Annotated in this window: 22 protein-coding genes; 11 read left to right on the top strand and 11 right to left on the bottom strand. The window is 55.7% G+C overall.

Annotated elements, in window-relative coordinates; translation table 11 throughout:
- Positions 1-121 precede the first annotated feature (121 nt).
- Positions 122-811, bottom strand: coding sequence for a phosphate regulon transcriptional regulator PhoB (phoB, locus tag ACYASS_RS14495; protein ID WP_027901508.1), 690 nt, complete (start codon positions 809-811; stop codon positions 122-124).
- A gap of 183 nt (positions 812-994) precedes the next feature.
- Here phoB and ACYASS_RS14500 point away from each other — a divergent pair, with 183 nt between their 5' ends.
- Entirely contained in the window at positions 995-1,351 is a 357-nt protein-coding gene (locus ACYASS_RS14500) for a COG4315 family predicted lipoprotein (protein ID WP_463586656.1), read from the top strand.
- Between the two features lie 97 nt (positions 1,352-1,448).
- Here ACYASS_RS14500 and ubiA read toward each other — a convergent pair whose 3' ends face one another.
- Both ubiA and ACYASS_RS14510 read right to left on the bottom strand, forming a co-directional pair.
- On the bottom strand, positions 1,449-2,339 hold the full coding sequence (gene ubiA, locus ACYASS_RS14505) for a 4-hydroxybenzoate octaprenyltransferase (protein WP_463586637.1): 891 nt from the start codon (positions 2,337-2,339) through the stop codon (positions 1,449-1,451).
- Positions 2,339-2,899 (bottom strand): chorismate--pyruvate lyase family protein, encoded by a 561-nt coding sequence (locus ACYASS_RS14510; RefSeq protein WP_463586657.1) that lies wholly within the window; start codon positions 2,897-2,899, stop codon positions 2,339-2,341. The genes ubiA and ACYASS_RS14510 overlap by 1 nt, the downstream gene beginning before the upstream one ends.
- Positions 2,900-3,100: 201 nt before the next feature.
- Between ACYASS_RS14510 and ACYASS_RS14515 the strand changes: the two genes are divergently transcribed.
- The 3 genes from ACYASS_RS14515 to ACYASS_RS14525 all read left to right on the top strand — a co-directional run bounded on the left by ACYASS_RS14515 (position 3,101) and on the right by ACYASS_RS14525 (position 4,915).
- Positions 3,101-3,268, top strand: coding sequence for a rubredoxin (locus ACYASS_RS14515; protein ID WP_002555879.1), 168 nt, complete (start codon positions 3,101-3,103; stop codon positions 3,266-3,268).
- Between the two features lie 33 nt (positions 3,269-3,301).
- On the top strand, positions 3,302-4,450 hold the full coding sequence (locus ACYASS_RS14520; RefSeq protein WP_243244750.1) for an NAD(P)/FAD-dependent oxidoreductase: 1,149 nt from the start codon (positions 3,302-3,304) through the stop codon (positions 4,448-4,450).
- 189 nt (positions 4,451-4,639) lie between these two features.
- A complete protein-coding gene (locus tag ACYASS_RS14525; protein ID WP_003213368.1) occupies positions 4,640-4,915 on the top strand; it encodes an HU family DNA-binding protein in 276 nt (91 codons plus the stop codon).
- Positions 4,916-5,030: 115 nt separating this feature from the next.
- Here the strand turns inward: ACYASS_RS14525 and ACYASS_RS14530 are convergent, their stop codons facing one another.
- Positions 5,031-5,726, bottom strand: a complete 696-nt coding sequence (locus tag ACYASS_RS14530) for an OmpW/AlkL family protein (protein WP_463586638.1) — start codon at positions 5,724-5,726, stop codon at positions 5,031-5,033.
- Positions 5,727-5,959: 233 nt separating this feature from the next.
- Between ACYASS_RS14530 and ACYASS_RS14535 the strand changes: the two genes are divergently transcribed.
- Positions 5,960-6,628 carry a hypothetical protein gene (locus tag ACYASS_RS14535; protein ID WP_463586639.1) on the top strand — a complete coding sequence of 223 codons (669 nt, stop codon included), beginning with the start codon at positions 5,960-5,962 and terminating at the stop codon, positions 6,626-6,628.
- A gap of 52 nt (positions 6,629-6,680) precedes the next feature.
- Here ACYASS_RS14535 and ACYASS_RS14540 read toward each other — a convergent pair whose 3' ends face one another.
- Positions 6,681-8,417 carry an ATP-dependent nuclease gene (locus tag ACYASS_RS14540; protein WP_463586640.1) on the bottom strand — a complete coding sequence of 579 codons (1,737 nt, stop codon included), beginning with the start codon at positions 8,415-8,417 and terminating at the stop codon, positions 6,681-6,683.
- A 537-nt stretch (positions 8,418-8,954) separates the two neighbouring features.
- Here ACYASS_RS14540 and ACYASS_RS14545 point away from each other — a divergent pair.
- The 3 genes from ACYASS_RS14545 to ACYASS_RS14555 all read left to right on the top strand — a co-directional run bounded on the left by ACYASS_RS14545 (position 8,955) and on the right by ACYASS_RS14555 (position 11,073).
- Entirely contained in the window at positions 8,955-9,305 is a 351-nt protein-coding gene (locus ACYASS_RS14545; RefSeq protein ID WP_463586641.1) for a DUF6124 family protein, read from the top strand.
- A 426-nt stretch (positions 9,306-9,731) separates the two neighbouring features.
- Entirely contained in the window at positions 9,732-10,358 is a 627-nt protein-coding gene (ycaC, locus tag ACYASS_RS14550) for an isochorismate family cysteine hydrolase YcaC (RefSeq protein WP_043304203.1), read from the top strand.
- 232 nt (positions 10,359-10,590) lie between these two features.
- Positions 10,591-11,073 carry a hypothetical protein gene (locus ACYASS_RS14555; RefSeq protein ID WP_463586642.1) on the top strand — a complete coding sequence of 161 codons (483 nt, stop codon included), beginning with the start codon at positions 10,591-10,593 and terminating at the stop codon, positions 11,071-11,073.
- A 29-nt stretch (positions 11,074-11,102) separates the two neighbouring features.
- Here ACYASS_RS14555 and ACYASS_RS14560 read toward each other — a convergent pair whose 3' ends face one another.
- Both ACYASS_RS14560 and ACYASS_RS14565 read right to left on the bottom strand, forming a co-directional pair.
- Positions 11,103-12,263: an HPP family protein gene (locus ACYASS_RS14560; protein ID WP_243249149.1), complete on the bottom strand. Its 1,161-nt coding sequence runs from the start codon at positions 12,261-12,263 to the stop codon at positions 11,103-11,105.
- A 151-nt stretch (positions 12,264-12,414) separates the two neighbouring features.
- The gene (locus ACYASS_RS14565) at positions 12,415-13,518 is read right to left on the bottom strand and encodes an NADH:flavin oxidoreductase (protein WP_463586643.1); all 1,104 of its coding nucleotides are present in this window, start codon (positions 13,516-13,518) and stop codon (positions 12,415-12,417) included.
- Between the two features lie 123 nt (positions 13,519-13,641).
- On the opposite strand from ACYASS_RS14565, the gene ACYASS_RS14570 reads away from it, so the two are divergent.
- Positions 13,642-14,526 carry a LysR family transcriptional regulator gene (locus tag ACYASS_RS14570; RefSeq protein WP_463586644.1) on the top strand — a complete coding sequence of 295 codons (885 nt, stop codon included), beginning with the start codon at positions 13,642-13,644 and terminating at the stop codon, positions 14,524-14,526.
- Positions 14,527-14,723: 197 nt separating this feature from the next.
- Here the strand turns inward: ACYASS_RS14570 and ACYASS_RS14575 are convergent, their stop codons facing one another.
- A complete protein-coding gene (locus ACYASS_RS14575) occupies positions 14,724-15,035 on the bottom strand; it encodes a hypothetical protein (protein ID WP_122664652.1) in 312 nt (103 codons plus the stop codon).
- Positions 15,036-15,425: 390 nt separating this feature from the next.
- Between ACYASS_RS14575 and ACYASS_RS14580 the strand changes: the two genes are divergently transcribed.
- Together ACYASS_RS14580 and ACYASS_RS14585 are read left to right on the top strand one after the other, a co-directional pair.
- Positions 15,426-16,244, top strand: a complete 819-nt coding sequence (locus ACYASS_RS14580; protein WP_463586645.1) for a hypothetical protein — start codon at positions 15,426-15,428, stop codon at positions 16,242-16,244.
- A 337-nt stretch (positions 16,245-16,581) separates the two neighbouring features.
- Positions 16,582-16,971 (top strand): SCP2 sterol-binding domain-containing protein, encoded by a 390-nt coding sequence (locus tag ACYASS_RS14585; protein ID WP_463586646.1) that lies wholly within the window; start codon positions 16,582-16,584, stop codon positions 16,969-16,971.
- Here ACYASS_RS14585 and ACYASS_RS14590 read toward each other — a convergent pair.
- The 3 genes from ACYASS_RS14590 to ACYASS_RS14600 are packed head-to-tail and all read right to left on the bottom strand — an operon-like array spanning position 16,968 to position 19,588.
- Positions 16,968-18,929 (bottom strand): DUF7844 domain-containing protein, encoded by a 1,962-nt coding sequence (locus ACYASS_RS14590; protein ID WP_463586647.1) that lies wholly within the window; start codon positions 18,927-18,929, stop codon positions 16,968-16,970. The genes ACYASS_RS14585 and ACYASS_RS14590 overlap by 4 nt on opposite strands.
- The gene (locus ACYASS_RS14595) at positions 18,926-19,246 is read right to left on the bottom strand and encodes a DUF2388 domain-containing protein (protein WP_095093259.1); all 321 of its coding nucleotides are present in this window, start codon (positions 19,244-19,246) and stop codon (positions 18,926-18,928) included. The genes ACYASS_RS14590 and ACYASS_RS14595 overlap by 4 nt, the downstream gene beginning before the upstream one ends.
- Positions 19,247-19,282: 36 nt before the next feature.
- Entirely contained in the window at positions 19,283-19,588 is a 306-nt protein-coding gene (locus tag ACYASS_RS14600) for a DUF2388 domain-containing protein (RefSeq protein WP_463586648.1), read from the bottom strand.
- Positions 19,589-19,611: the final 23 nt, after the last annotated feature.

Raw genomic sequence — 19,611 nt, forward strand, 5'->3', positions numbered from 1 at the left:
GGATCAGGGTGCCATGCCAATTTTGATTCAATTAAACGTACATCCATGTCGAGCGCATACCGGGCGGTTGCGCTGCCTGTTTGCGGCTATCTGTTCAAGCTGTCGGTTTACGAACAGGTCATCAGCTCTTTGTAGAAAAGCGATAGCCTGTGCCGCGCACGGTTTGTACCAGATTTTCATAAGCGTCGCCGAGGGCTTTGCGCAGGCGCCGGATGTGAACATCAACGGTACGTTCTTCGACATAGACATTGCCTCCCCAGACTTGATCCAGCAATTGACCGCGGGTGTAGGCGCGCTCTTGGTGGGTCATGAAGAATTGCAGCAAACGGTATTCGGTTGGGCCCATCTCTGCCGGCTTGCCATCGATGGTTACGCGATGGCTGATCGGGTCTAGCAGCAGACCGCCGACTTCAATAGGCGCCTCGCCATCGGTTGGGCCTGCGCGGCGCAATACAGCCTTGAGGCGTGCGACCAGTTCGCGAGGGGAAAACGGCTTGGTGATGTAATCGTCAGCGCCGACTTCCAGCCCCTGAATCTTGTTGTCCTCTTCGCCCTTGGCAGTGAGCATGATGATCGGAATGTCACCGGTCAGCTCATCGCGTTTCAGCCGCCGGGCCAGTTCGATACCGGATGTGCCGGGCAGCATCCAGTCGAGCAGGATCAGGTCCGGTTTACGGTCTACGATGATTGCATGGGCTTGCTGAGAGTTCTCTGCTTCCATGCAGTCATAGCCGGCCATTTCCAATGCAACGGCGATCATTTCGCGAATAGGCGCTTCGTCGTCAACGATCAGAATGCTCCTGCCAACCATGCTTGAACCTCTTGTCATTTAACTGTCTTGGGGCGCATTAGATAACGGAATTATTGCAGTCGTGTGACAGTTGGGGTAGGGGCTAGCATGCCACGTTCCTAAAGGACTAGTGTGTTGACTTGCCCACGACCATTTCCATAAGAAGAAGAGGATCTACCTATGTACAAGATTTCATCAACATTCATGGGGCTGGTAGCTGCTGCGGCCCTGGCGTCTTCCAGCCTGGTGATGGCTGCTGAACCCGGTATGACCGGCAGCACAGGCCTGCTCACTGACCACAGCGGTAAAACGCTGTACACCTTCGATAAGGACAGCACGGGCAAGTCTGCTTGTAACGATACCTGCGCAATCAACTGGCCGCCCCTGACCGCTGAAGCCAATACCAAAGCGTCTGGCAAGTGGACTCAGGTCAAGCGCGATGATGGCACGTTGCAATGGGCTTACGACGGCAAGCCGTTGTACTTCTACAAGGATGACAAGAAAGCCGGCGATGTAACGGGCGAAGGCAAAGGCGGCGTTTGGCACACCGTCAAACCTTAACCTGACGGCATCTTCTGTAGGAGCTGCCGAAGGCTGCGAACTGCGGGGTTATTGAAACATTGCTTCGCAGCCTCCGGCAGCTCCTACAGGCCTGGCGTTAATTCAGCGCGTAATCCGCGACAATCCCGACAAAGATCGCCAACCCTGCCCAGTGGTTATGCAAGAACGCCTTGAAGCAGGCATCGCGGTCGCGATTGCGGGTTGACCAGAACTCCCAGACGAAACATCCCGCCGCCACTAACAGGCCCAGATAGAAATACCCGCCCAGTTCAAAACGCGCACCGGCCAACAGCAGACAGCCCAACGCCAGGCCTTGCAGCGTCAGGATGATGATCCGGTCAGCATCGCCAAACAGCACGGCGGTGGATTTCACGCCAATCTTCAGATCGTCTTCACGATCCACCATCGCGTAATAAGTGTCGTACGCCACCGTCCATAACAGATTGGCGATATACAGCAGCCAGGCAGCGGCCGGCAGGTTGCCCGTTTCCGCGGTGAACGCCATTGGCATTCCCCATGAAAACGCTGCACCCAGTACCACCTGCGGGTAATAGGTATAACGCTTCATGAATGGATAACACGCAGCCAGCGCCAGACCGCCGAAAGACAGCCAGATGGTCGTCGGATTTGTCAGCAGCACCAGCAGGAAACTAACCAGCACTAGCGCGGCGAACAAGACCAGGGCTTCTTTACTGCTGACTTTGCCACTCACCAGTGGACGCTGTTCAGTGCGTTTGACGTGGCCATCGACCTTGCGGTCGGCGAAGTCATTAATCACGCAACCCGCCGCACGCATCAAAAATACGCCAACCACAAAAATCCCAATATTGAGCAGTGATGGCGAACCTTTACCGGCAATCCATAATGCCCAGAGCGTCGGCCACAAGAGCAGGTAAATACCAATCGGCTTATCGACCCGCATCAGTTGGATGAAATCCCAGATGCGAGGATTCAGGCGATTGAGGGATTTGAGTAGCGTCAGGTACATCAGTCATGCTCCACGGTGCGAATCGCCTGCCACAGCGGAGGCAGGAAGACTTCGGCTACCAGTATTTTCAGAGGGCCGCGGCTAAAGCATGAGCGGCGTCCCCACAAATCATCAGCGGCGTCTGTTGCGGGCAGCCAAGCCGCGGGATAACGACAGACTTGCAGCGTACCCCTGTCGAACGCCGGATCACAAAACAGCAACTCGCCCAGCGACCGCGTGCCGAGCGCCTCCATGTGCAAACCGCTTTCCTGCAGGGTGCTGCGGGCAGCGACACTGCGGGCGAACACCCATTTGTCGCCGTGACCGCGTAAATAGACCTCCCGCACCCAGCCAATGTTTTGCTCAGGCAAGCCAAGCGCCGCGCACTCATCGTCGCGCAGCGCTTGCCAGCCCTCGAACAGCGGCGTGACACTGAACTGGTCAGAAGACAAAGCAGTCAGGCGGCGGGTCAAGGAGTCCTGATGAAACAGCCAGTCCAGAACCAAGGGTTCGGCGACGTCGGCGAGTAGCCCGCGTTCAAGCCAGTGCACAGGGAGGGAAGGGGGATTTTGCTCAGTCACGGTAAGCATTTATTGAGGCTGATCGAGGGCGCGAGCTTAGCATGATTGCCTCTGCCAGCCGACGACCGGCAACGGCTTGTGGTGATCACCGGGCTTGCATGTCGGCGCCGTGATCAGTACAAAACGCGCTGAGTTCGGCACAAGCGTGGCACCTGACGACCGCGTACCGCCCAAATAGCCTGAAAACATGAGAGATAAACGATGAAAAAGTGGCAATGCATTGTCTGTGGCCTGATTTACAACGAAGCCGACGGCTGGCCCGATGACGGTATTGCGCCGGGTACCCTCTGGCAGGATGTTCCCGAAGACTGGCTATGCCCGGACTGCGGCGTAGGCAAAATGGATTTCGAAATGATCGAAATCGGCTGATACAGCTTTTTACCCTCTGGTTTGGAAGTAAGTATGAACGCACCTGTTGTGATTGTTGGCACCGGCCTGGCGGGCTACAACCTGGCCCGGGAATTTCGCAAGCTCGATGGCGAAACGCCGCTGCTGCTGATCACTGCCGATGACGGGCGTTCATACTCCAAACCGATGCTCTCCACCGGCTTTGGCAAAAACAAGGAAGCCGACGGCCTGAGCATGGCTGAGCCGGGTGCAATGGCCGACCAGCTCAAGGCAGAAGTGCGTACTCACACCCGCATCAGTGGCATCGATCCTGGGCATAAGCGCCTATGGATTGGTGAAGAAGCGGTGTACTACCGTGATCTGATCCTCGCTTGGGGAGCAGAAACCATCCGCGTACCCGTCGAGGGCGACGCCAGCGATGCCATTTTCCCGATCAATGATCTGGAGGATTACGCCCGTTTCCGTGCTGCGGCAGCGGGCAAGCGGCGGGTGTTGATCCTGGGTGTCGGCCTGATCGGCTGCGAGTTCGCCAATGATCTTATTCTCGGTGGTTATGAAGTCGACCTGGTCGCGCCTTGTGAACAAGTGATGCCGACATTGTTGCCTCCCGCTGCGGCAACTGCCGTGCGGGCCGGGCTGGAAAGCCTGGGCGCGCGCTTTCACCTGGGTCCGCTGATGACTCGCTTGCAGCGCACCGCCGATGGCCTTGAAGCCCACTTGTCCGATGGTCAGGTCATTCAGTGCGATGTGGTGGTCTCGGCCATTGGCCTGCGCCCCCGGGTTGATCTGGCGGCCGCAGCGGGTCTGCAAGTCGGTCGCGGCATCATCGTTGATCGTGAACTCAAAACCACCCACGCCAACATTTACGCACTGGGCGACTGCGCTGAAGTCGACGGCTTGAACCTGCTCTATGTCATGCCGCTGATGAGCTGTGCCCGCGCCTTGGCACAGACCCTCGCGGGCACGCCGACAGCCGTCAAATACGGGCCTATGCCCATTACCGTAAAAACTCCGGTTTGCCCGCTCGTGGTATCGCCTCCGCCACGTGGCAGTGCAGGGACCTGGAGTGTCGAAGGGCAGGGCGCTGACATAAAAGCGCTGTGCCACGACCCGGCCGGAAACCTGTTGGGTTATGCCCTGACCGGAGCGGCTGTCATGGAAAAACTCGCCCTGAATAAGACACTTCCCGCGCTGTTGGCATAAATACTGGCCGTTCTGTCGGATAAGCCACATTTTTGGCTGCATAAACGTCGATGGTCCACTGGCGCCGACCAGAACAGCATGCCATCCTCATTCCCGTCTGCCGCAACGTAGAGCCGTTGCGGCGCCTGACTGCCGTTCTGCTTGAGCGGCGCGGGACATAAAAACAAAAATCCGTATAAGAGGCTTCATATGCGTAAACCAGAACTAGCGGCCGCCATTGCTGAAAAGGCGGACCTGACCAAAGAACAAGCCAATCGCGTCCTCAATGCCGTCCTCGAAGAAATCACCGGTGCATTGCACCGCAAGGACAGCGTCACCCTGGTCGGCTTCGGCACCTTCCTGCAACGCCATCGCGGCGCACGCACTGGTAAAAACCCACAAACTGGTGAGCCAGTGAAGATCAAGGCCAGCAACACCGTCGCCTTCAAGCCAGGTAAATCCCTGAAAGACAGCGTTAACCCCTAGTTACCGGCTGTACGCCTCGGCGGGAGGCGAGCAGTGAAAAAACGGGCACACCAACCAATGTTGGGTGCCCGTTTTTTGTTGCGTCGTCATTGAGGACACGCCGCTGCGTGCGTCCTCAGAACTTATAGCCAAGCCCCACCATGTACACGAACGGATCCACGTCGACATTCACCTTCGCCCGGACCCCAAGGTTGGTGTTGCTGACATACGCGTCGGTTTCAATATCGATGTAACGCATCTGCGCATTGATCATCAGGCGGTCAGTGAGCATATAGTCCGCGCCCACCTGCGCTGCCCAACCCCATGAGTTGCTGGCGTGAAAGTTATCGAACCCGGCAGCACTCGCGCTGCTGCCTACGCTCTCGTCGTAGATCCAGGTGTAGTTGATCCCGGCGCCCACATAGGGTTGAAAGGCTGACTTATTGTCCAGCGGGTAGTAAATCAGGCTCAACGTCGGCGGCAGATGCTTGAGTGAGCCAAGCTTGCCGTCCGCAATGCCGCCGGAAGTGCCTTTGATAGTCACGTCATGTTCAAATGGCGTAGCCGCCAGCAGTTCGATACCCAAATGATTGGTGATCATATAAGCGAAGTTCAGACCCAGCTGGGTATCGCTGTTCATGCCTGCCTTGCCACCCAGATCCGTACCCGCCAGCCCGCCGCGATCAACTCGCACACTGGAGCTGCTTTCTCGTGGGTCAACAGTAACGGCACCAGCCCGAACAATAATATCCCCGGCCTCATAGGCCTGGGCCGTAGACGCTGCCATGGTCAACATCAGCACCGGGATGCCGAGAAGGGTCAATCTACGCATAACTCACTCCACTATTCGAACGACGACCAGCCACGCATGGGCTGCGTCAAGGAGGTCCGAGTATCGGGAAGTGACTCAGTGTGAACGTCTGCCGGATGGCATAGCGCGTTTGCGATACAGGCGATTAATACGTTACGAGGTTTGTCGCCTGAAGCGCCTAGGCTGCGAACTTCCGGCAAAAAAACGGGTCATAGCGTTGTGCCACATCGGCACTTCATATGGAAAACCTAGTGATGACTAGTAAGTCCGCTTTCCTGAGTTCCAAAATCCGATTCGCAGCATTTTTGATGGGCAGCCTTGCGCTGTCACAGGCCCAGGCCGCAGTCGATTTAAGCTCCTACGACGCCACTTCCCAAGACAGCATCGTTGCCAGCCATTACGAGCCAACGGGCGTTTACTCGATCCGTAAAACCGACGTCACCCTGGGCGGCTTGCAGCAATTGCAGAAAGAGTCCCGCCAGAACGCCAGTGAGCTGGCCGCCCTCAAAGAAACCGTCAAAGCCCAGACCCGTTTGATCGAAGAACTCAAACGCAACAACGGCACCACCGCCCAAACCAGCAACGCCGATGTGTCTGGCCTCAAAAGCAAGATGGACGAGCAAAGCCGCACCATCAGCAAACTGGAAAGCCAGCTCAACGACCTCAAGCGCAGCGCTGGCTCAAGCTCAAGCAGCAACTCAAGCTCCAGTGACGTATCGAGCTTGAAGAGCAAAATCGAAGACCAGAATCGCAGCATCAGCAAACTGGAGAGCAAACTGAGTGACGTCCAGCGCAGCTCAGGCTCGAACAACAACTCTAGCTCCAGCGACATCAGCAGCCTGCGGCAGGACATCAGCAATCTGCGCAGTAGCGTGGGGCGGCTGGAGAGTCAGGTGAGCAGTTTGAGTAGTAAGGTTAAGTGATGGTGGTAGCAAACGGGGCAGGGCCCCGCTTGCTCTATTACACAATAGACTATTAATTTAAGTCTTCGATTTTATTCCACTCAATGCAATTTTCTGGTTTTGGATTCGTTGCATCAAGTAGGAAGTCTAGAAGCGCTTTGACCTTTGAGGCTGACTCAGCGTCATTTTGAATTTTGATAAATGCTCTATATGGTTTTTCGTCTTTCTCCTCCTTTCCAAATAAAGCCGTTTCAAAACATGTTTTACATGCCACCAGTCGAATTTTTCCTTGAGCATCTGGCAAGTCGAAAACCGATTGAATAGTTTTATTCATGCCCCACGCTGGATTCGCTGTACCTTTTAAGGTTTGGGGCGAGTCTGTGTCGTGTAGTATCGTAAAATTCTTGGAGAACTGAAGTAACACCTTGGCTACTGAGGGAATTATTCCTTTGCCTCGTGCCCTAATTATTTGTACGTCTTTGTATTCGTCGATGAACATATCTCTGATGATTGAAAAAGCGGTGTACTCGGTATCTCCCTCAACTATTATCTGCCGTCCTCCGAAGAAAAATTCATTCAAGTACGGGTCGCAGATGTTGAGCATTTTCAAGTTCTTCTTGTCGTCATCATCAAGTCTCGCCCGCTCTGGGCGATATAAGGTTGTACTTTCTACGCTGTTAGCACCGCTCCGGTAAACGCGAATTATCGTGGTGTTGTCTCTAGATAGGTCGATGAAGATAGGGGAGTGCGAGGTTATCATTACCTGCCAATTACCACCCTGTGGTAGGTCGTAAAGGACTGCCCGTGCTTCCCTTATTGCAGACGGATGTAGGCATATTTCTGGCTCGTCCATGAGCAATACATGAGGGCGAGTACCTTCGCCATCATTCACTTCTGAAAGGTATTTCAATGCCGCCCAAAGTAATGTACGTCTAGCACCGCTCCCTTGGTTAGCAATTCCCGAAAGATATCCATCTCTCGGCCCCATGAGTAGGTCCGCAGTGGTTTTAAAAGGAGTATAAGCTTTTTCTATGTCCATCTCAGGCTTTGCATCAAACTTGACGTGATGGTTAGGGAAAAGCTTATCTAGATAGCGCGATATTTCAGCTTCAATTGTTTTTACTTCTTTGTCCGTTGCGACTACTGCTTTTGTCTGTAAATCTTTTATTTTTTCTATTACCAATTGATAGTCAGATTTTTCTTGGTTTGGATCAGTTTTTATTTGAGTGAGTTTGTCTTTGAGTAAAGCTGTAATCAGTTTCGATATTTCAGTGGCCTGCTCGTCAGGCGAAGCAAATGCGTCAATTCTATGAGGTCGAGGTCGTTTAGAGTTCGCTATATTGGGTGCTCCCCAAGGCACTTGTTTGTCCCAGTCACCTTTTTGGACATCCCATCCCTGCCTTATAGGATCTTTTCCAGGGTTTTCCCAAGTCCATTGTTCTCTTACTAAAAACTCATTGTTTGGCAGAGCTTCCAGCCAACGATCTCCGGGAGCTTTGTCGTACACAACCGTTTGCAGCTCGATATTCGGTAGTTGACCAATTACTACTTGTCCGTTGGGGAAGTCATGGATAGTTAGCTTCCCCTCGTTAGATCCATGTGACATAACTGTTTCGTATGCACGTAGGATGCTACTCTTTCCAGCATTATTTGCTCCCACGAGTACGACGATGTCATCAAGTTCAATCTCAACAGGGAGTGAACCGATAGATCGGAAATTTTTGATTATAAGTTTATGCAAGCGAGGTCTTGGGGAGTGTTCATTCGCTAAGAATGCCGCTTCCACCGGAATTGCTTTCTGCTTCGCCATAATGCATCCCTGACATTATTTTTACGATCCAAGGCCACGTCTTCGCTCCCTGTAGATCGAGGTTGATACTGATCTTAGGCTTATTGGATGTCAATTTGACATCGTTGGAGCGTTTCTCTGACGGTGAGGCTTGAGATTAATTTCGGAAATCGCTAGCTCACCAGCTTTCTAAATTATTTCATTCGTAGATCTCAAAAAACTTTGATCATCGAAATCATCAGAGAAATCTGTAGGATACGTCTCGATTTCTCGCATTAACCGTACCTGACCTTGTCTTGGGTTGATCCCGTCTAGTCACGGAGCTAACCTCCGTGGGTCGCTGAAAAACAGCGAACGGGTTTAGCAGCCCACAATACGTTAGGTGCATTGCGCCTCTATAAACCGGGTTTTTTCTCCGGGACTTTATGGTGGCCGTGTTCAGGGCATCTTCGGATGCGCCGGTTTCCTAACGTACCGGTCTGCTAACCTGCTCATGGCCGCCACCTTCCGTTTAGCAGCGGCTCCTGGCGGTTTCACTAAACGTTAGGAATTTTAATCATGGTCAAAATTACACCGGATCCACCGCCTCCGCATGCTTTGCATCCTGAGAGAATCAGCGACGAAGCTGCCGCTCATTTCGCGCAAGAGTACTGGGGTGCCAACGCCCCTGATGGGCAGAAACCAATCGTAGATTTGCCGCAAAGCCTATTTACTGTAAGCCCCGATTTATCTGCGGAGGAAGCGCTAACGACTGCCTGCGAGTTACTCCAAAGCGTGATCGCCACCAGCTATGAAACTGCAGAAAATCTGAACGGTTCACGCAGAAAGCTTGCTCTCGCTGCTGTGCACCTTGCTGAAATGGCACATACGCTGGTTGACTCAGTACTTGAGAAGAAGTGCAGCGTATGAGGTGTTTCTAGTTTCACATTTCTGACTTGATCCCCAGCATTCGCTGATACGTATTCTTCTGATGCCCCCCGCGTAAAAACGCCGCCTTTCAAGGGCGGCTTTTTACGTGTCATTCACCGTCATTTTGATTTGCACATCTTCCGCTGTCGGCTCATTTTTGCCGCTGTGTCGGGCGCGCAGTTAATGGCGCGTAGTCGCTGATCGATGCTCTCATCGAAAGCCATAAGTCAGCGGGGCTATTGCCCGCGTAAGCAATCCCTCCTGGACCGCTGCTTCATTGAACGCTTAGGCATCGGGCAATTGTCTCGTTTGAGTTGACAGTAAAACGCTTTTCAGCCGATTTATCCTTTATTCGAAGACCTTTAATCTGGCCTCAAGTTGAACGACGCCACTTACTACTTACCTACTTCGATAAAGGATTCCACCATGACTAACGCCACTTACAACCGCCTGAACAAAGACGACGCCGTAGTTCTGCTGGTCGACCACCAGACTGGTTTGATCTCGCTGGTGCAGGACTTCACCCCGAACGAGTTCAAGAACAACGTGCTGGCGCTGGCTGATGTGGCCAAGTTCTTCGAACTGCCAACCATCCTGACCACCAGCTTCGAACAAGGTCCTAACGGCCCGTTGGTACCAGAGCTGAAAGAAATGTTCCCGGACGCGCCGTACATCGCTCGCCCTGGTCAGATCAACGCTTGGGACAACGAAGATTTCGTCAAAGCGATCAAGGCCACTGGCCGCAAGCAACTGATCATTGCCGGTGTGGTGACGGATGTGTGCGTGGCCTTCCCGACGTTGTCGGCACTGGCTGAAGGGTTTGATGTGTTCGTGGTGACTGACTCGTCCGGCACCTTCAACACTGCGGTGCAGCAAGCTGCCTGGAACCGTATGACCCAAGCGGGCGCGCAGATGATGAACTGGTTCTCGGTGGCCTGTGAGCTGCAACGCGACTGGCGCAACGATATCGAAGGCTTGGGCAACCTGTTGTCCCAGCGTATCCCGAACTACCGCAACTTGATGAACAGCTATTCGGCGCTGACAGCTCGTTGATTAAGTTGTAGTGAGCTAAAAACAAAGCCCGCTTTTAGAGCGGGCTTTTTTGTGGCTGTTTTTCCGAATCGCAAAGCTGATTGTCTGTAGGCGCCAACACGTTGGCTTCTACAGCAGGTGCGCCCTGCTTGCTCACCTAAAGTATTAGTTCGAGCGGCCGATTGTGTATGCATTGATACATTCCGGAAGATACCGGCACAGTCTGTAAACCTGTGCATTTCAAGAGGCGAGTATGTTGAACATCTCTGCGCAGATCTCCAGTTTTAGCACTTCATCTACTGCCGTCGCTGGGCCGACTAAACTCGCTGATGAATCACCCGAGTCAGCGGCTACCTTGCCTGTTGCAGTGCCTGTTGAGGGCGTGAAGGTTTCATTGTCTGGTGCTGGTATTCAGAAAGCTGCCGATGACAAGAAATCCAATTCAAATGCCGATATCGAAGCAAGCGGCCTGCCGGATCAGACGCAGAAAACTCTCAAGATGATCCGCGAGCTAAAGCAGCAGATTGAAGAAAAACAACAGGAGATGCAGGCGCTTATTGCCGATCAGAGTATGGATCCTGAAACCAGGCAAGCCAGGGTCGGCGCGCTGCAAACAGCTATTTCTACCCTTACCGCGAGCTTGGCGACGGCCAACAATGCCTTGGTAAAACAAGGTCAAAGCGGCAAGCTGTCAGACACTCAGATGCAGCAAGCCAGCGCGCTTGCCATGAAGTGATATTGGCCAGTCCAGTAACGCGCACTGAGCTAAGCACGCACCGCCGCATACAGCGCTTTGATCAAATCCGACTGGGTGATGATACCGACCAGGTGCCGGTCAGCGTCGATGATCGGAATGTGCCGATGGCCGTTTTCAGAGAACACGGGCACGAGATCGATCAGCAGTCGATCGCTGCTGGCGACGCGCACGGTGCGGGTCATGATCTGCCCGACGATATTGGCGGGCTGATCTTTGCGGGCGTGACGCAGCAATGCGCGCAAGTGCCAGCCGACGCCTTCGTGGGCGTCGAGGTCGATCTGCTGCATGAAGTCCGCGACGGTCACGATGCCCATCAGATGCCGCTGTCGGTCGATCACCGGCAGCGCCTTGATCTTGTGTTTGCGCATCAACGCCCAGGCTTCGCGCAGGGGCATCTCCTGGCGGGCAGCGATGGGTTGCGTACTCATCACATCGGCGCAGCGCAGTTCGCCCATCTTGCGTTGGTAGGCTGCGGCTTCGGCCTGTTCGAGCAAGGCTTGCAGGTCGTCACGGCTGACATCCAGCACCTGGTTGTAGTGGGCGAGGGCGGCATCAAGGTCTGCGTTACTGAACCGGCTCGCAGTGTTTGTGGCGGCGGGTTTTTGCACGTGCGGCCACGGTCTTCTGGTCAGGTTGTTGTAGATCAGACCTGCGACCACCAGCATGGCGGAGTCAATGAGCACCGGGCTTAGAGCGAACTCGAATCGATCACAGCCAGTCAGCACCATCAACAAGGCCGCCGCCCCGCCGGGTGGGTGAAGGCAGCGCAGCGCAAACATGACGGCGATGGCCAGGCTGACCGCAAGCGCGGCCGCGAGCGTCGCATCGGGTACCCACTTCACGCAGGCGATGCCTACCAGAGCCGAAAGCGTATTGCCGCCCAACACTGACCACGGTTGGGCCAGCGGGCTGGATGGCAGCGCAAAGACCAACACCGCGCTGGCACCCAGCGGAGCAACCAATGCCAGAGCAAGCATGTTGTATTGGCTCGCCGGTGCACCCTCCAGCCAGAACGCCGCCGCCACGGCGACCAGCAGAATGCCGAGGGCCGCGCCGCAACAGGCGCGCCATTTTTCCCTCGCATCGACGGCGTGGGGCGCAGGCCAGAGCGCACGAAGGTGCGATGTGAATGTTGAGCGTGGCGGTGGAGAGGGCAGTTGCGCGGTCATGATCGAATTGATGCCGGGTTGAATAACAATGCGCTGCGACTGTGTCGTCGCTTGGGCGTGGTGGGGAACGTTAAACCCTATGGCGCACTCATTCAATTCGTCTGAAGTAACTGATGCCGCCCAAAAGCCAGGCGCCTGCGGCTAAATAGGCTCAGGCGGTTGTGAGTTCACTGTCCTTGATATTCGCAATCGGGCCAAGGATCGATGGCTCGAAATCTGCCAGGGGCTGACCGTCTGCCAGGCGTAAAGGCAGGTCAGGATTAGCCAGCGCGGCTTTGCCGATGGCGAGGATGTCGGCACCGTCTTCAAGCGCGATGTTTGCGTGTGCAATGTTGTGCAGGCCGCCGTTAGCGATGATCGGCACAGCCGCTGCGAAGCGGCGCGCCAGTTTCACCAGGCTCGCCTCATTGTTGGCAAATGCGGGCTGCGCTGCGTCGAATTCAGTCACATGAATGAAGTCCACGTTAGCGTCGGCCAACGTGCCGAAGATGACCTCCGCGTCCGCTTCGCCGTCGGGCCATTTGTGATCGAAATCGTTCACCTTACTCTGCGAGATCCGCACACCTACGGGATGCCCACCGGCAACCTGCCTGACCGCCTTAATGACTCCCAGCGTCAACTCCAGGCGGGCACGCACATTTGCGCCCCAGCGATCGGTGCGCGCGTTGGTGTAGTCGGTTAAAAACTGATCAAGCAGGTAGCCGTTCGCGCCATGGATTTCGATACCGTCAAAGCCCGCGGTACCTACGGTTCGCGCGGCTGCCTGAGCAAACCCTTCAATGGCGTCGGCGATGTCTTCATCAGTCATCGCATTGGGCACCGGGTATTGGCCCTCGCCGTAGTAAAAGGCCATCTGCGTGCCCTTGGGCCTGATGGCTGAAGGGGCGACGGGGCGACCGGTAAAACGATTCCCCTGACTCAAGGCACCCGCGTGCATCAACTGGGCGAACACCGTTGCGCCGTGCTCGTGTATTGGGCGAGTCACTGCGCGCCAAGCCTGTGCTTGTTCTTCATCGCTGATGCCGGGCTGGCAAGGGTAGCCTTGCGAGAATCTCTGGTCGGTGTAGATCCCTTCGGTAATAACCAGACCGAAGCCACCTTTGGCGAAGCGTTCGTAGTAACGCGCCATAGTGGCTGTCGCATTACCGTTCTCGGTAGCACTGACCCGGGTCATGGGAGCTACCGCGAACCTGTTCTTCAATTTGATTTGTTTAATATCGGTTGGCGATAGAATCCGGCTGTCATATATCGTCATGTTCAGGTCCTGGTTCAGGTGAATTTGGCTAGATGCCTTGCTTGAATACAGGATAGGTCGGGTGCCGACAGTTCAGTAGTGCTCTCGATCGATAAGCCGGTTTAACGGAATGAGATATAAAACATGCAGCTCCCAGAGATAGAAGTGTTTTCTGCCATCGCGGCCAGCGGCAGTCTTTCGGGCGCCGCCCGGCGTTTAAGTGTGTCGCCGATGACCGTTTCCAGAAGACTGGCGTCTCTGGAACGCGAGCTTGATGCCCGGCTGGTTCAGCGCACCACCCGCTCTACTTCTCTCACTCCTGAAGGCGAAGCATTCCTGCCCTTTGCGAACAAGATGCTTGAGGCGCAGGAGGGTGCTCGGGCGGCTTTACTCAGCCAGTGCACGACAGCCAGTGGCCTGCTGAAAATCACTGCGCCCACGGTTTTTGGCCAGACGGTAATCATGCCGCTGTTGCCAGAGTTACTGGCGGAGAATCCCGCTCTTCAGGTTGACCTCACCCTCTCGGACAGCATTGTGGACATTGTCGGCCTGGGCATTGATGTTGCCATTCGCATTGCGACATTGCGTGACTCAACGCTTGTAGCCCGGACCTTGGCAAGCAATCCACGAGTGGTTTGCGCCAGTCCGGGTTATCTGGCAATTCGTGGTACCCCCAAGACATTGGACGAGTTGAAACTTCACTCATGCATCGCTTTGCACGGCATGCCTTATTGGCCATTCACGAAGGCGGGTTCAAGTGTCTCGATTCGAGCGGAGGGGCCGTTTTCAGCGAACAGCGTTGAAGCCGTTCGGACCGCGAGCAGGAGCGGTTTGGGATTGGCAATGTTGACTTATTGGGACGTCAGAAGTGAACTCGACGACGGTAGCCTTGTTCTGGTCGAACTGTCGGATGTCTTGCCCGAGCAGTTGTCTGTTACAGCAGTATTGCCGACCCGCCACCATGTGCCGCACCGGGTTGAAGCCTTCCTGAAAAAGCTTGAGCATTACCTGATTCAAGGCGATGAGTAAGGGCCGTGTCGGCCATCTGGTCCAATTTCTGGGCAATTGCTGACGACGTTGGCTTTGATCATTGGGCATGTCGATTTGAACGTCCAGAAACAAGAATCACAGCGAAACCTCACCGTGCGAGCCGAACCCGGACATCAACGCCATCGCGCAGCGGTTGGCGAGTGTGCTGCGGATTAACAGGGTAGGGCGCATGGCGGTTATTTGATCAGGGCACTGAGCTCTGTTTCGCTGCCTCGCCAGAGGCGCTTTTCAATCACACGGCTCACATCACAGGCCTCCAGCATCAGCAAATGCGCGGTGCTGGCCAGGGTGGTGATGTCGGACTCGTCGGTGTTGGTCGGGTTCATGTTGGCGAGGGTGTCGAGGAAGCGGGTGGCGAGGCTGATACGGGTTTCGGCGAAGGCGTGCAGGTCTTTGAGCGAAGCGTGGCTGTCGAGTAACAGCACGGCGTTTTCCAGCCCGGGGTGGGTGAGGGGGATGTAGCGGGCGTGTTCGGTATCGTGGTTCATGTGCTGAAAAACTCCTGACCGATGATGTTGCCACGGCTGACTAGAGGGGTGGCGGCTGTGCGCGGGTTGACGAACCGTAGGCACATAAACCCGGCAGACCCGAAGGTCTCCCGCGCACAGCGGCCATAACATGGCCTCTGCTGATTATGTGCATGGCGGATCGTCAAATCCGGTCGTTGATTTGGCAACGACGGCGCGCAGGTTAGAGGTTCAGCTGGAGGCCATGGCGGTATATATAGCTATTGTTTTACACAGGTGAAGCCGGGATGTTTTACAGGGCATTCCGCAACATTTGTTCGCGGAATCAGGGCGCGTTGCCAGCATGGACGGATCCACAGTGTGCGGGTATGGTTTCGCGCTTTTCCAAGGCTGTCATTCAAGGACGATCATATGTTTTCTCCCCACACCCCAATCTCTGCGCTCAAATATGTTGGCGCTTTGATTTTTGTGCTCCTCGCCGGGTCTATGACCGGATGCCAGGTTAAATCTGCAGCGCCTGCCCCGGCTACAAAACCGGTAGCGCCCACGTTTACCCCCGAAGAGATGGAGGCTTATCGGCTGCAGCGTTTCGTGGAGGGGATGCAAGGGGTTTTGCGAGACAGCATTCTCGACGCTAACCGTCAGCAATTGACTGGGGAGGTCAAGCTGGCGCTGGTCATCAACCTCAAAAACGAGTTGATCAGTTGTGACGTAGTTGGCACGCCGCAATCGACGGATGCCAAGGCAGTCTCTGCGTTGGGCGCGCTGGCGAAGGACGCCTGCTGGAATTCAGTGTTCCCTGTGGTGCCTGCGCAGTACTTCAACGAAGACGGCATTGCGGAAATTCGCGCGCCACTTATCCTCCCCATCCTGGCCGATTATCACCTGCCGGGTCTTGAGAGAAGGCAACAAAGCTTTGCCCAAAGCCAGTTTTTCTGGGAGCGCACTATGGCAAACCAGCCTCCGGAAAACATTGGTATTGCCTCCTTTGACTATCGGGCGAATGCTCAGGGCGAAGTCCAGAAGTGCCGCGTCAGTCTCGCGGCCACTCGCTGGCGTTCGAATAGCTTCAAAAAACGCGACCGACATTTACTGCGCCAATTGACTCAGCAGTGCGAGGAGCTAAACCTCAGTACCATGCCGGGCTTTAAGGTTGACGAAAAAGGCTTAGCCATGGGGCGTGTCAGCGTCGAGTACATGCCATGGCGGGGCGGGCCGAAGAAGCACTGATTTTCCTGTAGTACTTGCGGGCGATTGAGCCGCTGCGGTGCGCGATCCTGTAGGACCGGCTTTAGCCGGGAGGGCGTCGGGATGTTCGCTAAATTTTTTTGGCAAAACACCGCCCTCCCGGCTAAAGCCGGTCCTACAAGATCAAGCTTGCAGGCACACATAGAATCTCCCACAGCTTTAGCGTGAGCTTCAGGTCGCGAGCTTTCAGTGATCAGTTTGCAGTCAGATAAATGTGACCAATAAGTCACGAAATGTCTTATATCTTCTGCGAATTTGCTGCTGAACAGCGTCTGACAAGCAGCTACACTCGCGGCCCGATCTTCCTTCGAGCACGCCCATGAAATTTCGTTTTCTACTCTGGATGCTGGGCCTGTTAATGGCACGGGCCAGTCGCAATAACCCGGCGTTTCAGCAGCAGTTGGCAGGCAAGGAGCTGACGTTTGTATTGCAGACCGCTGACGGCAAAGTGGCTCGGCATTTCGTGATAAGCGGGCAGCGAGTCAGCAGTGCTTCGGGTGTCATTGCGGAGCCAGGATTTGCGATTATCTTCAAGGACGCCGCCTACGGCTTCGCCACCCTGCAAGCCAAAAACAAGCAGTTGGCGTTCATGCAGGGCATTCAGGACAAAGATATTCAGATCAAGGGCAATGCCGGTCTGGTGATGTGGTTCCAGGGCTTGATGAAGTACCTGAAACCACGCAAGAAGAAGCAGCCGGTGAAAGCTTAAGGCAGCTCCAGGCCACCACCCGCTTTGTGCAGTGCCCGCAAGTGTTCACTGAGCTGTTTGAGGTTGGCCTCGTTAGCGGCGATTTCCTTGGCGCGTTCGGGTTCGAGCAGGGCGCGTACCTCTTTGTCCAGGTCGCCGGTCAAACGCTGCAGTTGTTTCTGGCGCTGACTGCTTTCGTCTTCCAGGCGCTTCCACTCCGCGGTCTGCGGCAAGCCGTAGCCGCCGCTGTCGAGCAGTTCGGCCGGGCGACTAAGGAAGCCACTGCTGGCGAGGATTTCCTGCAGCGTACCCGTTGCCTTGGAGACGCTGCCGTCTTTCTGCTCACGGGCGCTGAGGTAGCGCTGTTTGACCTCATCCTGTGCCAGCAGCAACTGCCGACGCAGGCTGGCCTGTTCGAGCAGTAGCATGGCAGCGCTGGTGCGCAGGTCCGCTTGTGGTAACCACGGCTTACGCTCTTCGGCAGACAGCGACATCCATTCTTCGACGGTGGTCTGCTTGATCGGCAAGTGCTTCCTCAGCACGTCGAACATCGCCTGATAACGGTCGCGATAGGAGTCGAAACGGTAGCCTCTACGAAGCGCTTCCTTCGGGTCGTCCAGCACACTGGTATCGGCCAGGCCACGTCCCTTCAGCACCTCAAGCAAGCCGTTGGGCAGGATGCTGTCCAGATCGACCAGTTTTGGATTGTTGGTACCGCTGCGTAACAGTTTCAGGTTTTCTACTGCGCAGTTATTGGACAGGAAGAAGTAATTGCCGTCGTAGCTCCAATGCATTTCAGCGGCATGCTGCACTAACCCTTCGATTTCCGGGCGGGACAGTTTCAGTGGCACCGAGGCCAGGCTGCGCAGCTCCGTCTTGGTGTATTCATCGATGACCTGAGCCAGTGGCAGCACGAACAGGCGCGACGGGTAGGCGCCCATCAAACCATCCCAGCTGGACAACTGAACGTCGCCGACAAAGGCGCGATAAGACAGCACCAGATGTTGGTCCAGATCGAGTCGGCAGTCCGGGCCACGAGGGCGACCGGGTTTGCAGATGACCAGCCGCAACATGCTGTGGCCCCAGCGGCTCATCATGTTCTGGTTGGCTTCTGCCAGCAGGTAATCCACTTCGTACACGCGCTCGGGGTCTAGCTTGCCCAGCGGCTCGCGACCGAAGTCGTTGCCCGCGTTCAGGTACGGATAGAACGAAGGGCACTGGTCCTTGGCAGCCGGTGCCCAGCCAAACTGCTCTTTGTAATACGCATAGAGCGCAGGACGACGGCAAGCGTAGGCCGGGTCGAGCAGGAAGTACTCCATGTTGACCGCGACGAATTCCAGCGGGCTGGTGGTTTCGTAAATGTCGGGGCTGCGGGCAACCTGGCCGTTGTGTTCTTCACGATCACCGCGGCGGCCCACATATTGTGGCCAGCCTGCCAGGTCCAGCAGGCGCGGGTCGTCGCTCAACGTGAAGCGGCGGTCAGTCTGGCCACGGCAGTAATCAGGCAGGCCGACCTTGCCCAACGAGCTGCTGCGCCGTCCGCACTGGAAGATCACCGAGCGTTGAGCGGGTGACCACAGGCGGGCGCGGTCATAAATATGAGTCAGCTCGTGCAGTACCGTGGCGAGCATTTCTCTGCGCACGGTGCCATGGGGGCGATTGGTGTTTTTAGTCGCGGCGCTGCCGTCGGTCAGTCCCGCCAATAGATTGGTATTGAGATCGAGACGGTATGGGCCGGACGCCTGGCCATAGGCATTGGCAGGCATGTCGGCGGACCAGCGCACGTCAACGCGTCGGTCCAGATCTTTGACGAAGCTCGGCGGCAGGGCAATGAGCGCTTCGTCCAGTAGCGTCTGTGTGGCTTTTTGCTGTGCAGGACTGAGGCCGCTGGTATCCAGCGACAGGCTCAGATCAGCGAAGGCAGACGTGCCAAGCAGAGACAATGCGCCTGCCAGCAGCCAGACGCAAAGGCGCCTCACAGAGCGAGAATGGCTTCGGCGAGAACCTGATCACTGGCACCGCGGGCTTCTGGCAGGCGCGTGCGCAGCATGTCGAATGCGGCGTCAAGTTGCGCGCCGTGGATATCGCCACCGCTGGCCACGTAGCTGGCCGCATCGTCTTTGGCCTGAACCACGATTTTGGAATCGCGGATCGAAGTGGTGGTATCGGAGGTGAAGTCGATGGTGCGACCGAAAGCGCGGACGATGATGTTACTGGTCTGCACGACGGTTTGCGCCTGAGCAACGTCAGCCAGCAAGAACAGGCCAAGGGTGGCGGCAATCAGGGGGGTACGCATGGAACATCTCCAGGTAATACAGAAGAGGTGAAGTGGCTATTGGACGAGGATTGCTTGCGCGAGTTCGAGGTCGCTGGCATTAAGTTTTGGCTCTGCCTGGCGCAGGGCCATTAGCGCCGACTCCAGTCGTGCGCCTCGCAGCTGGCCGTCACTGGCGACAAATGCCGCAGCGTCATCCTGTGCTGCAACGATCAACTTTCTATCGAAAGGTGCCGTAGTCACTTTGCTGGTGACATAGCCCGTCATAACCAGGGTTTGCGTGGTGGTATCCAGCGCCTGGGCCGGTGCGGTCCAGAGCAGGCACGTTATCGGGGTGATGAATAGCAGCGGCAGTAAACGCATGGCTCTCTAACACTTGCAAAAAC

The sequence above is a fragment of the Pseudomonas sp. HP_14 genome (genome assembly GCF_055283875.1).